Raw genomic sequence first — 12687 nt, 5'->3', positions numbered from 1 at the left:
CTACGCATTGCCGACCGGCGCCCCCGGGCTTACCTTTGACTCAGTCAAAGGTAACTGAGGTAACCGAACGCGCGGGGTGGCACGGTGATCCAGGAGATGCGGGCGTTCAACCGCTTCTACACGAATCTGATCGGTGCGCTGGACTACAGCAAGCACCTGTACACGCCTTACACCCTCACCGAGTCCCGGATCCTCTACGAGTTGGCGCACAGCCCCCGTACGGACGCCGCCGATCTGCGGGCCGAGTTGTCGCTCGACGCCGGGTACCTGAGCCGGCTGCTGGGGAAGTTCGAGCGCGCCGGGCTCGTGGACCGGGCGCCCTCGCGCCAGGACCCGCGGCGGCAGCGGATCACCCTGACCCCGAAGGGGCAGCAGGCGGCAGGGTTGTTGGACGAGCGGTCGCGGGAGGCGGTCGGCGCGTTGGTCGCGAAGGTGCCGGCCGGGGAGCGGGACGAGTTGGTCGCGGCGCTGCGGACGGTGCGCAGGACTCTGGGGCACGCCCGGGCGGCCGCGCACGACGGTCCGCTGCTGCGGGAGCCCCGGCCTGGCGAGTTGGGCTGGGTCGTGGCCCGGCACGGCGCGCTGTACGCGGCGGAGTACGGCTGGAACGCGGCCTTCGAGGCGCTCGTCGCCCGGATCGTCGCCGATCACGCACAGGACCGGGACCCCCGGTTGGAGCGGATGTGGATCGCGGAGCTGGCGGGGCGCCCGGTCGGTACGGTGATGTGCGTACGGGACGAGGCGCCCGGCACCGCGCGGCTGCGGCTGCTGCTGGTGGAGCCGGCGGCGCGCGGGCACGGAATCGGGGAGCTGCTGGTGCGGGCGGTGGTGGACTTCGCGCGGGAGGCGGGGTACCGCGAGCTGGTGCTATGGACCAACGACGTGCTCGACGGGGCCCGTCGGATCTACCAGCGGGCCGGCTTCACGCTCGTCGCGGAGGAGCCGCACCGTTCGTTCGGCGTGGACCTCGTCGGCCAGGACTGGCGGCTACCGCTGCACCCCGAAGCCGACAGCCGCACGCACACGACCGCACCCTCGGCCACGACCGCGAACGCGCCCTCGCCCTCGCCCTCGCCCTCGCCCTCGCCCTCGCCCTCGACCTCGACCGCACGGGAGGACTCACGATGACGGACGCCGCCCGCCCCGGACCCCGGTTCGCCTTCTCCACCCTCGGAGTGCCGGGCCTGCCCCTGCGCGAGGTCGCCGCGCTCGCCGTCGACACCGGTTACCAGGGCGTGGAGCTGCGCGCCCACCCCGAGGAGCCGGCGCACGTGGCGCTGGGTGCCCGGGAGCGGACCGCCGCGGCACGGGAGTTCCGGGACGCGGGGGTCGCGGTGCTCTCCGTCTGCGGCTACGCCAAGGTCGCGGCGCCGGGCCCCGACGCGCCCGTGCGGGACGAGGTCGTACGCCTGCTGGAGCTGGCCCGGGACCTGGGTGCGCCGTACGTACGGGTGTTCCCCGGAGCCGCCTCCGAAGCCCGCGCCGGAGCCGCCGAAGCCGGGCCCGACACGACAGGCGCCGAAGCCGGCACGGACCCCGACGCCGGCGCCGACACTCCAGACGCCACCGCGGTCCGTCGGCTCCGTGCGCTCGCACCGGCCGCAGCCGCGCTCGGCGTACGGATCCTGCTGGAGACGCACGACTCGCACCGCACGGGTGCGGCCGTCGCCCGGATCGTGGGCGCGGTCGGCCATCCGCAGGTGGGGGCGATCTGGGACGTGGTGCACCCCTGGCTGGAGCACGAACCGCCGGCCGCCGCATACGCTGCGCTCGCGCCCCACCTCGGATACGTCCAGGTCAAGGATGTGGCGTCACGCGAGGACCTGGCGCCGCTGCCGCTCGGTGCCGGGGTGCTCCCGCTCGCGCAGTGCCTCGCCCAGCTCGCCCCGCCCGTCCCCCTGGCCCAGCCAGCCCTGCTCACCCCACCCGCCCTGCTCACCCCACCCGCTCCGCTCACCTCGCCGACGTGGCTGAGCTGGGAGTACGAGAAGCGCTGGCATCCTGCGGCAGCGGAGCTGCCTGCGCTGCTGGCGCCGGCGCGGGAGCACCTGAGCCGCCTGCTCGCGGCAGCGACGTGAGGGCGATCCCGCCGACGAGCAGCACCGCGGCGGCCCAGCCCAGCGCGGTCACCTCCTCGCCGAGCAGCAGCGCCGCGGACGACATGCCGAAGACGGGGACGAGCAGGGAGAAGGGGGCGACGGACGAGGCCGGGTAGCGGCGCAGCAGGTAGCCCCAGGCCCCGAAGCCGAAGACGGTGGCGCCCCAGGCGACGTACACCAGGGCACCGACGCCGCCCCAGTCCAGGCCGCGCACCGCGTCCAGGCCGGCCTGCGGGCCCTCGAACAGCAGCGAGAGGCCCAGCAGCGGCAGCACCGGAACGGTGCAGACCCACACCATGAAGTTCAGGGCGTCGGGCGGGGCCGCCTTGCGGGTCAGCACGTTGGACACGCCCCAGCAGGCCGCTGCGGCGATGACCAGGACGAAGGCGAGCACAGGCCCGGACGCGCCCTCGTTGACCGCGGCCAGCGCGATGCCGCAGAGCGCGACGGCCATGCCGACGACACGCTGCCGACCGGGGCGCTCGGCGAGGACGGCAGCGGCGATCAGCGCGGTGAAGACGGCCTGGATCTGGAGGACGAGGGACGACAGTCCGGCCGGCATGCCCTGGTCCATGCCGATGAAGAGCAGCCCGAACTTCGCGACGCCCAGCGCCAGGCCCACCCCGACGATCCACTTCCAGGCGACCTTGGGGCGGCCCACCAGGAACACCGCGGGCAGCGCGGCGACCAGGAAGCGCAGGGCGGAGAAGAGCAGCGGCGGGAAGTGGTCGAGGCCGACCTCGATGACGACGAAGTTCACGCCCCAGACCGCGGCGACGAGGACGGCGAGGGCGATGTGAGCGGGACGCATGGGCTGAGGATGACCCGACCCGACCGTGTAGCACTAGCGCCGATTCCTTCATGGTGGGATTCAGCTCTGCTAAAGATTCCGCTTACGATGTCGAGAGCGGGCCCGACGGCCGCACGCTCCCGCCCCCGGGGGCGCCTCCCACGTTAGGAGCCGCCATGCTCGACCTCGGACGGCTGCGCGCCCTGCACGCGGTCGCGGTGCACGGCTCCGTCGCGGCCGCGGCCAGCGCCCTCGGATACACCCCGTCCGCCGTCTCCCAGCAGATCACCAAGCTGGAGCGGGAGACCCGTACGACCCTGCTCGAACGGCGCGGCCGGGGCGTCGCGCTCACCGACGAGGCCCGGCACCTCGCGGCCACCGCGCAGGAGTTGCTGGCGATCGTCGAGCGGGCCGAGACGGTGCTGGAGGAGCGGAAGGGGAAGCCGACGGGGCGGCTGACGATCGCGGCGTTCGCCTCGGCGGCGCGCGGACTGCTGCCCGGCGTGCTGGCGGAGTTGGAGCGCGCCCACCCCGGCCTGGACGCCCGGCTCACCGAGGTCGATCCGCACCTGTCGGTCGACCTGGTGGCGCGCGGCCTGACCGACGTCGCGGTGGCGCACGACTGGGACATCGCGCCGCTGCCCGCCCCGGAAGGCGTGGACCAGGCCCTGATCGGGGACGACCTGTGCGACCTGCTGGTGCCGGCGGGCCACCGGCTGGCCGGGCGGCGGTCGGTGCGGCGCGAGGAACTGCCGGGCGAACGGTGGATCTGCCAGCCGCCGGGCACGGTCTGCCACGACTGGCTGGTTCGCACGCTGCGGGCGACGGGCCATCAACCGGACCTGGTGCACCAGGCGGAGGAGAACCACACCCAGGTCGCCCTGGTGGCGGCGGGCCTCGGCATCGCGATGATGCCCCGGCTCGGGCGCGGGCCGCTGCCGCCCGAGGTGGTGGCGGTGGCGCTGGACCCGGTGCCGCGGCGGAGGTTGTACGCGCTGTGGCGTACGGGAGCGGCCCGTCGGCCGGCGATCACCACGACCGTGACGACCCTTCAGGAACGATTCCGCACCCACTGCGCGACGGGCTCCGAGCACTCGCGTTAAGCAGCCCCTTCACCCGCCTTCACCCGCCTTCACCCGCCTTCAACGCACCTCCGATGCACCTCCGACGGGTCTCCGACGAGCCTTTGACGGGCCCCTCGACGGGCCTTCGACCTGCCCCCGGCGGACCTCCGACGGACCTCCGACGGACCTCCGACGGACCTCTGACGGACCTCCGGCAGGACCGCTCCAAAGGTCCGAACCATTGATCAATAGGTCCACACCACCTCATCCACACAACATCCACAATTTTCACAACCTTCACCAGCGAGCCGGCCACCACCCCGGTGACCATTGATTTTTTACTCGCGGGTCTTATTGCCCTCCCATCACATTGGCAGTTAGTTTCAGCTCCGTTCGATCGTTTCTGGACGTTTCCTTCAACTCCTTTGCCAGTTAGGCCGGAAGGAGCACCCCCATGCACGACCAGAACCAGCCCTCGCGCCAGGTCTCCAGGCGCACCCTGCTCGCCGCGACCGCCGTCGCCACGGCCGCCGTGACCGCCGGCGCCGCACCGGCGGTCGCCGCTGGCGCGCAACACAGACCGGACCGCGACGCCCGGCTCAAGAAGCTCATCGCGAAGATGAGCCTGGAACAGAAGGTCGGCCAGCTCTTCGTGCACTGGGTCTCGGGCAACGACGCCCACAACCCCGCGCCGAGGGACGCCGAGGAGAACCTCAAGCGCACCGGCGTGCGCACGCCCGCCGAGATCGTGAAGAAGTTCCACCTCGGCGGCGTCATCTACTTCGGCTGGTCCAACAACGTCAGCAACCCCCGCCAGCTCGGCGGCATGACGAACGACCTCCAGACCGCGACACTCAGCCAGTCCGGTTCCGTACCGCTGCTGCTCTCCATCGACCAGGAGCACGGCGGCATCGTCACCCGGGTCGGCCTGCCGGCCACCCAGCTCCCGGGCGCGATGGCGCTGGGCGCGGGCGGCTCCCGCAGCGACACCCGCACCGCCGCGTACATCGCCGGCACCGAGTTGGCCGCGATGGGCATCTACCAGAACTACGCCCCGGTCGCCGACGTCAACGTCAACCCGGCCAACCCCGTCATCGGCGTCCGCTCCTTCGGCTCCGACCCGAACTCTGCGGCCCGACTCGTCGCCGCGCAGGTCAGCGGCTACCAGGGCGCCGGCGTCTCGGCCTGTGCCAAGCACTTCCCGGGCCACGGCGACACCGCCACCGACAGCCACACCGGTCTGCCGCTGATCAACCACACCCGAGCCGAGTGGGACAAGCTGGACGCCCCGCCGTTCCGGTCCGCCATAAAGGCCGGCATCGACTCGATCATGACGGCGCACATCCAGGTCCCCGCGCTGGACCCCAGCAACGACCCGGCCACCCTGTCGCGCCCGATCATCACCGGCATCCTCCGCCAGGAGCTGGGCTTCGACGGCGTCATCGTCACCGACGCCCTCAACATGGAGGGCGTGCGCACCAAGTACGGCGACGACCGCGTCCCGGTGCTCGCGCTGAAGGCCGGCGTCGACCAGCTCCTGTTCCCGTACGACCTGCCGGTGGCGTGGAACGCGGTGGTGAAGGCGGTCAAGGACGGCGAACTCACCGAGGCCCGCCTCGACGAATCGATCCTGCGCATCCTGCGGATGAAGGAGAAGGTGGGCCTGCTCAAGGACCCGTACGTCTCCCTCAGCAGGCTGGACCGGGTCGTCGGAAACCGCAAGCACCGGGCCGCCGCCGACAAGATCACCGAGCGGACCACGACCCTGCTGGTCAACGAGGACGAGTTGCTGCCGCTGAGCAAGCGCCGGCACAAGAACCTGCTGGTCGTCGGCGTCGACCCGGTCTCCCCCACGTTCACCGACCGCCCGGCGACGACCGTGGTGTCCGAGACGCTGAAGTCGCTGGGCTTCGCCACCACCGCCGTCGGCTACGCGAACAACGCCGCGATCACCCCGGCCGCGATCGAGGCCGCCGTCACCGCCGCGGCCGGCAAGGACGCGGTCGTGGTGCTGACCTCCAACCTGGGCGCGACCAGCAACCAACGCACGCTCGTCACCAGGCTGGTGGCGACCGGCGTGCCGGTGGTGCTGCTGGCGCTGCGCAACCCGTACGACGTCGCGTACACGCCGGGCGTCGCCGCCGCGGTCTCCTCGTACGGCTGGACCGAGGTCGAGGTGCGCGCCGCGGCCCGGGTGATCGCGGGCCGGGTGGAGCCGGAGGGCAAGCTCCCGGTGCCCGTGCAGCGCGCGGACGACCCGAGCAAGGTGCTGTTCCCGGTCGGCCACGGGCTGTCGTTCGACGACTGACCCCGGCCACCGCACCACAGCGGGGCCGTGCCCGTCGCACGTACGCGACGGACACGGCCCCGGTGCTTCACCAGGTGCGGACTTACGGCCGCAGGCCCGGCTCCCGCTCGACGTCCTGCTTGTCGAGCTTCTTGTCGAACTTCGTCAGCGGCTTGGCCTTCGACTCGTCCTGCTGGACCGTGGCCGGCGCGACGCCCGCCCACTTCAGGATCGACGCGGTGGCGGCGGCCCGCTGCTCGGCCGGCAGCCCGGCGACGTTGGCGCCGTGGTTGCCGCCCGGCACGGTGTAGACGTACGAGTCCTTCGCGCCCTTGCCGAGACGGAACGGCTCGGCGCTCCACGGGTCGTTGCCGCCGTTGACGAACATCATCTGCCGGGCGTTGCGGCTCACCCAGCGGTCGACGTCCTTCATCGCGTTCTTCTGGAACCGCATCGGGATGTCCCGCGGCACGAAGTTCCGCGGCGGCTGGTAGCCGTACCGGCTCAGCCCGTTCAGGTGGGACTGCGCGATGTCCGGCGAACCGAGCTGCGTACCGGCCTGGTAGTAGTACGGCGTGTACGGCGCGAGCCCCTGGTCGGTGTAGAACGCGAAGCCCGACACGGAGTCGATGGAGTCCCACAGCTCCTGGTCGGTCGCGGTCTTCGCCACCGGGATGGCGTCGCACTCGGCGACCTGGCCGTACTGCCAGAACGCCCAGGTGTAGTCGAGGACGACGGCCTCGAACGCCCGGTCCTGCGAACCGATGGTGTTGAAGGTGTAGTTGTTCTCCTGCGCGACCTTCGCGTACTTCTCGTTCAGCGCGTCCCGGCGCACCAGGGCCTCGCGCTGCACGTTGTTCAGCCGGTCGCGGCACTCCTTGGTGCCGACGTTGGCGAGGAAGCGGTCGTACGCGGAGTCCTCGTCGTTGCGGACGTCGTTGGGCGCGACGTACGCGACGACGCCGTCCATGTCCCGCGGGTAGAAGCGCTCGTAGTAGGTGGCGGTCATGCCGCCCTTGGAGCCGCCCGTGGAGATCCACTTCTTGTCGTAGATCTTCTTCAGTGCGGTGTGGATGCGGTGCTGGTCGCTGGCGGCCTGCCAGATGTCGAGCTTGGACCAGTCCGCCGGGTCGGGTCTCGACGGGCTGAAGAACCGGTACTCCATGGAGACCTGGTTGCCGTCGATGATCGCCGTCGGCTCGCTGCGGCGCGGGTTGGTGTTCAACCCGTAGCCGGAGGTGAAGAAGACCGTGGGACGGCTGGTGTCCTTGTGCAGCAGGGTGATGCGCTGCTGGAAGGTGCCCTTGCGCGGATTCCGGTGGTCCACGGGTTGGGTGTAGTTGAGGACGAAGAACCGGTACCCGGGGTACGGCTTCTCCTCGATCAGGCTCATGCCCGGTATGGCCAGGATCCGGTCTTTGATGTCGGCGGTCGCCGGTGTTCCGGTCGCACCGGTCGCGGGCTCGGCGGCGGTGGCCGCACCTGCCGTCGCGCCGGTCGCACTCACGGTGCCGATGAGCAACGCGAGAGACAGCACTCCCCTGAGCGCCTTACGCATGAACCCTCCCCATGGAATCTTCGTGGGTCGCGGCGAACTTAGCGGTGTGCACCCCCGAACCGCCAGACCCCAACGCATATGACCTGGGAGAACTTGTCCGCTCCGACTGCCCCCGCACACTGCTGACGGCTCTTCAGATTGCAGTCGGGAAGGGTGTCAGCACAGGATCCACCCCGTCGCGCCGCCGATGCCGGAGACCGAACCCGCAGCCCGTACGCAGCGGTTGTGCGCGTACGCGGAGAGCGGGCCGGCCCGGTGCGTGAAGGAGCCGCGGTCGACCACGGTGCGGCCGCCGCGCGCCTGGAGGGAGACGAGCATCGCGCGCCGCGGGCCGGGCGACTTGGCGACGGTGACGGCGCAGGCGTACCGCGCGTTCTTGTAGACCCGCAACTCGCCGGTGCGGAACCGGACCGCCTTGACGAGCCGTCCGGTGCACAGGGCGTTGGCCCTGACGGTGTCGTCGGCGGGGGCGGCGCGCCCCGGGGACACGGCGGGCGCCGCCGATGCGGGTGCGACGCCGGGGCCGGAGAGGACCAGCGCGGTGGCGGCGACGAGCACGGCGACGGCGTACGCCACGGTCCGCCCCCAGGGGCCGGGGCGGCGGCCCCGCCCGCCCCGGCGCTGCCCTCTTGCGGTGGACTCCGTGAACCTCGGCACTGCCGTCTCCCTTCGCCCCGTGCGGCGTTCGCCACGTTCGCACGCACCCCGTATGTGCTTACGACGCACCGGGCGGGGGTGCGGTTGTCGGCGCGACGCACGTTTCTGTGCGGCGGGACGCATCCGCGGTTTCCCTGCGGGTGCGTTGGTCTCCACCGGGCCGCAGAGACCAACGCACCCGCAGGGAAACCGCGGGCACGTCAGGCGTGCTGGGGGTCCCCCGGGCTCGTAGGACACGGGGGAAGGAACTGCGCGACAGGCCCACCGCCGGGCCGCGGACGCGATGACACAGCCCGCCGCACGGCGAGGCCGCGGCTACAGCACCGCCGCGGGCACCCGCTCGCCGTCGCCGTCGCGGCCGTCGTCCTCGCCGATGAAAGTGCGCCACAAGGTGGCGTACCGGCCGTCCCGGGCGAGGAGTTCGTCGTGGGTGCCGTCCTCGGCGACCCGGCCGTCGGCCATCACGACCACCCGGTCCGCGCGCGCGGCCGTGGTGAGGCGGTGGGCGACCACCAGCGTGGTGCGCCGGCCCGTGAGCCGGTCGGTGGCCTGGTTGACCTGCGCCTCGGTGGCGAGGTCGAGGGCCGCCGTGGCCTCGTCGAGCAGCAGGACGTCCGGGTCGACGAGTTCGGCCCGGGCCAGTGCGATGAGCTGGCGCTGACCGGCCGAGAGGTTGCGTCCGCGCTCGGCGACCTCGTGCAGGTAGCCGCCCTCCAGGGTGGCGATCATGTCGTGGGCGCCGACCGCCCGGGCCGCCGCCTCGACCTCCGCGTCGGAGGCGCCCGGCCGGCCGTACGCGATCGCGTCCCGCACCGTCCCGGGGAAGAGGTACGCCTCCTGGGGCACCACGCCCAACCGGCGCCGGTACGCGGTCATGTCCAGCTCCCGCAGGTCGACGCCGTCCGCGGTGACCCGGCCGCTCGTCGGGTCGTAGAACCGCGCGACCAGCTTGACCAGGGTCGACTTGCCCGCGCCGGTCTCGCCGACGAAGGCGACCGTCTGCCCGGCCGGTATCCGCAGGTCTATCCCGGTCAGCGCCGGCTCGGCCGGCCCGTCGGACTTGTAGCCGAAGTCGACGCCCTCGAAGGCGATCTCGCCCCTGAGCTGACGCACGTCCGTCGGCCGTCGCGCCGCGCTCGTCGACGGCTTCTCCTCCAGCAGCTCCTGGATGCGACCCAGCGAGACCGCCGCCTGCTGGTAGCCGTCGAAGACCTGCGAGAGCTGCTGCACGGGGGCGAAGAAGAGGTCGATGTAGAGGAGGTACGCGACGAGGGCGCCGGTGGTGAGGGTGCCCGCGTCGATGCGGTGGGCGCCCACGATCAGCACCGCCGCAGCGGCCACCGTCGCGAGGAGCTGCACGAACGGGAAGTAGATCGATATCAGCCACTGACCGCGGATGCGGGCCCGGCGGTAGCCGTCGCTGCCGGCCGCGTAGCGCGCGTTGCCGTGCGCCTCGCGGCGGAACGCCTGCACGATCCGCAGCCCGGAGACGGACTCCTGGAGGTCGGAGTTCACCCCGCTGACCCGCTCCCGGGCCAGTTCGTACGCCTTCACGCTCTCCCGGCGGAAGAAGTACGTGCCGACGATCAGCAGGGGCAGGGTGGCGAAGACGACCAGCGCGAGGGAGACGTCGATGACGACCAGCGCCACCAGCACGCCGAAGAAGGTGACCACCGAGACGAAGGCGGTGACCAGGCCCGTCTGAAGGAAGGTGGAGAGCGCGTCGACGTCGGTCGTCATCCGCGTCATGATCCGACCGGTCAGTTCGCGCTCGTAGTAGTCCAGCCCGAGGCGCTGGAGCTGGGCGAAGATCCGCAGCCGCACGGAGTACAGCACGCGCTCGCCGGTGCGGCCCGTCATCCGGACCTCCCCCACCTGGGCCGCCCACTGCACCAGGACGGCGACGAGGGCGAGCCCGGAGGCGGCCCACACCGCGCCCAGCGCGGCCTGTTCCACGCCCTGGTCGATGCCGTGCCGGATCAGTACGGGCAGCAGCAGGCCCATCCCTGCGTCCACGGCCACCAGCAGCAGGCTCAGCAGCAGCGGCGCGCCGAAGCCGCTGAGCACCAGGCGCAGTCCGCGCCGCGACGGGTCGGGGCGGGTGGCCCGCTCCTCGTCGACGGCGGGGGCGTCGTCGGCCGGGGGGAGCGCCGCGACCTGCGCGAGCAGCTCCGGGGTGGCGTCCGGGGCCGGGGGCGGGGCCGCGTCGCCGCGCACCCACAGCCGGGGGGTGATGCCGCGCTCGGCGTCGTACTCGTAGTCGTAGTCGGGGCGCGCGGCGGCGCGCTCCTCGCCGTCCGGGTCCGGCTCGCCCTCCAGGGCGGGCGCGTGTCCCGGGGACACGCCGCCCAGCTCCTCCGGGTCGGTGAGGAGCGCGCGGTAGCGCGCGGAACGGGCCACGAGTTCGTCGTGGGTGCCGATGTCGGTCAGCCGGCCGCCGTCGAGGACCGCGATGCGGTCGGCGAGGTTGAGGGTGGAGCGGCGGTGGGCGATCAGCAGGGTGGTGCGCCCGGCCATCACCGAGCGCAGCGCCTCGTGGATCTCGTGCTCGACGCGGGCGTCCACCGCGGAGGTGGCGTCGTCGAGGAGGAGCAGCCGGGGGTCGGTGAGGATGGCGCGGGCGAGGGCGATGCGCTGGCGCTGGCCGCCGGAGAGGGTGAGGCCGTGCTCGCCGACCTTGGTGTCGTACCCGCCGGGCAGTTCGGCGATGAAACGGTCCGCCTGGGCGGAGCGGGCGGCCCGCTCGATCTCCTCGTCCGTGGCGTCCGGCCGGCCGTACGCGATGTTGGCGCGGATGGTGTCGGAGAAGAGGAAGCTGTCCTCCGGGACCAGCCCGATGGCGGCGCGCAGCGAGGAGAGCGTCAGCTCGCGGACGTCGTACCCGCCGACGAGGACCGCGCCGCCGGTGGCGTCGTAGAACCGGGGCAGCAGCAGGGAGACGGTGGACTTGCCGCTGCCGGAGGCGCCGACGACGGCGACGGTCTCGCCCTCGCCGATCGTCAGCGAGAAGTCGTCCAGGACGGGCGCCTTCCCCTCGGCGGTGTCGTAGCCGAAGGTGACGGAGTCGAACTCGACGGTTGCCGGGGCGTCGGCGGGCAGTTCGATCGTGCCGTCGCTCATCGAGGGTTCGGTGTCGATGAGCTGGAGGACGCGCTCGGCGCCCGCGCGCGCCTGCTGGGCGACGGTGAGGACCATGGCGAGCATCCGCACCGGCCCGATGAGCTGGGCGAGGTAGGCGGAGAAGGCGACGAAGGTGCCCAGGGTGATCTGACCGCGGGTGGCGAGCAGACCGCCGACCGCGAGCATGGCGACCTGGCCGAGGGCCGGGATCGACTGGAGGGCGGGGGTGTAGCGGGAGTTCAGTTTGATGGTGCGCAGCCGGCCGGCGAAGAGCTTGCGGCCCGCGTCGCGCAGCTTCCCTGCTTCCTGGTCCTCCTGGCCGAAGCCCTTCACGACCCGCACGCCCGATATCGCGCCGTCGACGACGCCGGCGACCGCGGCGGCCTGGCTCTGGGCGTACCAGGTGGAGGGGTGCAGACGGGACCGGCTGCGCCGGGCGACCCACCACAGGGCGGGGCCGACGGCGAGGGCGATCAGGGTGAGCGGCGGCGACAGCCACGCCATGATCACCAGCGAGATCAGGAACAGCATGAAGTTCCCGATGGTCATCGGGAGCATGAAGAGCAGGCTCTGGATGAGCTGGAGGTCGGTGGTGGCGCGGCCGACGACCTGGCCGGTCGAGAGCTCGTCCTGGCGGCGGCCGTCGAGCCGGGTGATCGTCGCGTACATCTCGGTGCGCAGGTCGTGCTGGACGTCGAGCGCGAGCTTGCCGCCGTAGTAGCGGCGGACGTACGTGAGGGCGTAGACGAGGACGGCGGCGGCGATCAGCAGGCCGGTCCAGGTGGCGAGGGAGCCGGTGCCGGAGCCGCCCTCGCCGATGACGTCGTCGATGACGACCTTGGTGATGAGCGGAATGAGCGCCATCACGGCCATGCCGCCGAGGGAGGAGCCGAGGGCGAGAGCGAGGGCGAGGGGGTAGCGGCGGGCGTAGCCGTAGAGGCGACGGGCCCAGCCGGGGTTCTTGGGGGCCTCGGGGTCCTCGATGGGCTCCGTGGGCTTCGTGGGCTTCGTGCCCTTGCTGGCCTCGGTGGCCTCGGCAGGATCTGCGGAACCTGCGGGCTTTCTGGTCACACCAGACCCGTCCGTCCTGCTGACCTCACTGCCCCCGCCGA

General features: G+C 72.2%; 7 protein-coding genes and 1 pseudogene. 4 read left to right on the top strand and 4 right to left on the bottom strand.

Going from position 1 to position 12687, the window contains the following annotated elements; translation table 11 throughout:
- Nucleotides 1-96 precede the first annotated feature (96 nt).
- Both ACH4E8_RS09845 and ACH4E8_RS09840 read left to right on the top strand, forming a co-directional pair.
- Nucleotides 97-1128, top strand: coding sequence for a GNAT family N-acetyltransferase (locus tag ACH4E8_RS09845; protein ID WP_398447262.1), 1032 nt, complete (start codon nt 97-99; stop codon nt 1126-1128).
- A pseudogene (locus ACH4E8_RS09840) lies at nt 1125-2072 on the top strand (sugar phosphate isomerase/epimerase family protein); the annotation flags it as partial. The gene ACH4E8_RS09845 and the pseudogene ACH4E8_RS09840, both read left to right, overlap by 4 nt.
- Here the strand turns inward: ACH4E8_RS09840 and ACH4E8_RS09835 are convergent.
- Nucleotides 1954-2910, bottom strand: a complete 957-nt coding sequence (locus ACH4E8_RS09835) for an EamA family transporter (RefSeq protein WP_398446189.1) — start codon at nt 2908-2910, stop codon at nt 1954-1956. The pseudogene ACH4E8_RS09840 and the gene ACH4E8_RS09835 sit on opposite strands and share 119 nt — an antisense overlap.
- A 155-nt stretch (nt 2911-3065) precedes the next feature.
- Here ACH4E8_RS09835 and ACH4E8_RS09830 point away from each other — a divergent pair, with 155 nt between their 5' ends.
- Together ACH4E8_RS09830 and ACH4E8_RS09825 are read left to right on the top strand one after the other, a co-directional pair.
- Nucleotides 3066-3992 (top strand): LysR family transcriptional regulator, encoded by a 927-nt coding sequence (locus tag ACH4E8_RS09830; protein WP_398446187.1) that lies wholly within the window; start codon nt 3066-3068, stop codon nt 3990-3992.
- A gap of 415 nt (nt 3993-4407) precedes the next feature.
- Nucleotides 4408-6261 carry a glycoside hydrolase family 3 protein gene (locus ACH4E8_RS09825; protein ID WP_398446185.1) on the top strand — a complete coding sequence of 618 codons (1854 nt, stop codon included), beginning with the start codon at nt 4408-4410 and terminating at the stop codon, nt 6259-6261.
- Between the two features lie 82 nt (nt 6262-6343).
- Here the strand turns inward: ACH4E8_RS09825 and ACH4E8_RS09820 are convergent, their stop codons facing one another.
- The 3 genes from ACH4E8_RS09820 to ACH4E8_RS09810 all read right to left on the bottom strand — a co-directional run bounded on the left by ACH4E8_RS09820 (nt 6344) and on the right by ACH4E8_RS09810 (nt 12559).
- Entirely contained in the window at nt 6344-7798 is a 1455-nt protein-coding gene (locus ACH4E8_RS09820; protein WP_398446183.1) for a S28 family serine protease, read from the bottom strand.
- A gap of 156 nt (nt 7799-7954) precedes the next feature.
- A complete protein-coding gene (locus ACH4E8_RS09815) occupies nt 7955-8455 on the bottom strand; it encodes a hypothetical protein (RefSeq protein ID WP_398446181.1) in 501 nt (166 codons plus the stop codon).
- A gap of 315 nt (nt 8456-8770) precedes the next feature.
- Entirely contained in the window at nt 8771-12559 is a 3789-nt protein-coding gene (locus ACH4E8_RS09810) for an ABC transporter ATP-binding protein (protein ID WP_398447260.1), read from the bottom strand.
- Nucleotides 12560-12687 lie beyond the last annotated feature (128 nt).

The organism is Streptomyces sp. NPDC017979, from assembly GCF_044328175.1.
Taxonomy (GTDB): Bacteria; Actinomycetota; Actinomycetes; order Streptomycetales; family Streptomycetaceae; genus Streptomyces.
Note: the sequence above shows the minus strand (reverse complement) of the source record. Positions and strands in the feature narration are given on the sequence as shown.

Coding starts and splice junctions, on each gene's coding strand:
- ACH4E8_RS09825 (WP_398446185.1), top strand. CDS start 4,408: ATGCACGACCAGAACCAGCCCTCGCGCCAGGTCTCCAGGCGCACCCTG.
- ACH4E8_RS09820 (WP_398446183.1), bottom strand. CDS start 7,798: ATGCGTAAGGCGCTCAGGGGAGTGCTGTCTCTCGCGTTGCTCATCGGC.
- ACH4E8_RS09830 (WP_398446187.1), top strand. CDS start 3,066: ATGCTCGACCTCGGACGGCTGCGCGCCCTGCACGCGGTCGCGGTGCAC.
- ACH4E8_RS09835 (WP_398446189.1), bottom strand. CDS start 2,910: ATGCGTCCCGCTCACATCGCCCTCGCCGTCCTCGTCGCCGCGGTCTGG.
- ACH4E8_RS09845 (WP_398447262.1), top strand. CDS start 97: ATGCGGGCGTTCAACCGCTTCTACACGAATCTGATCGGTGCGCTGGAC.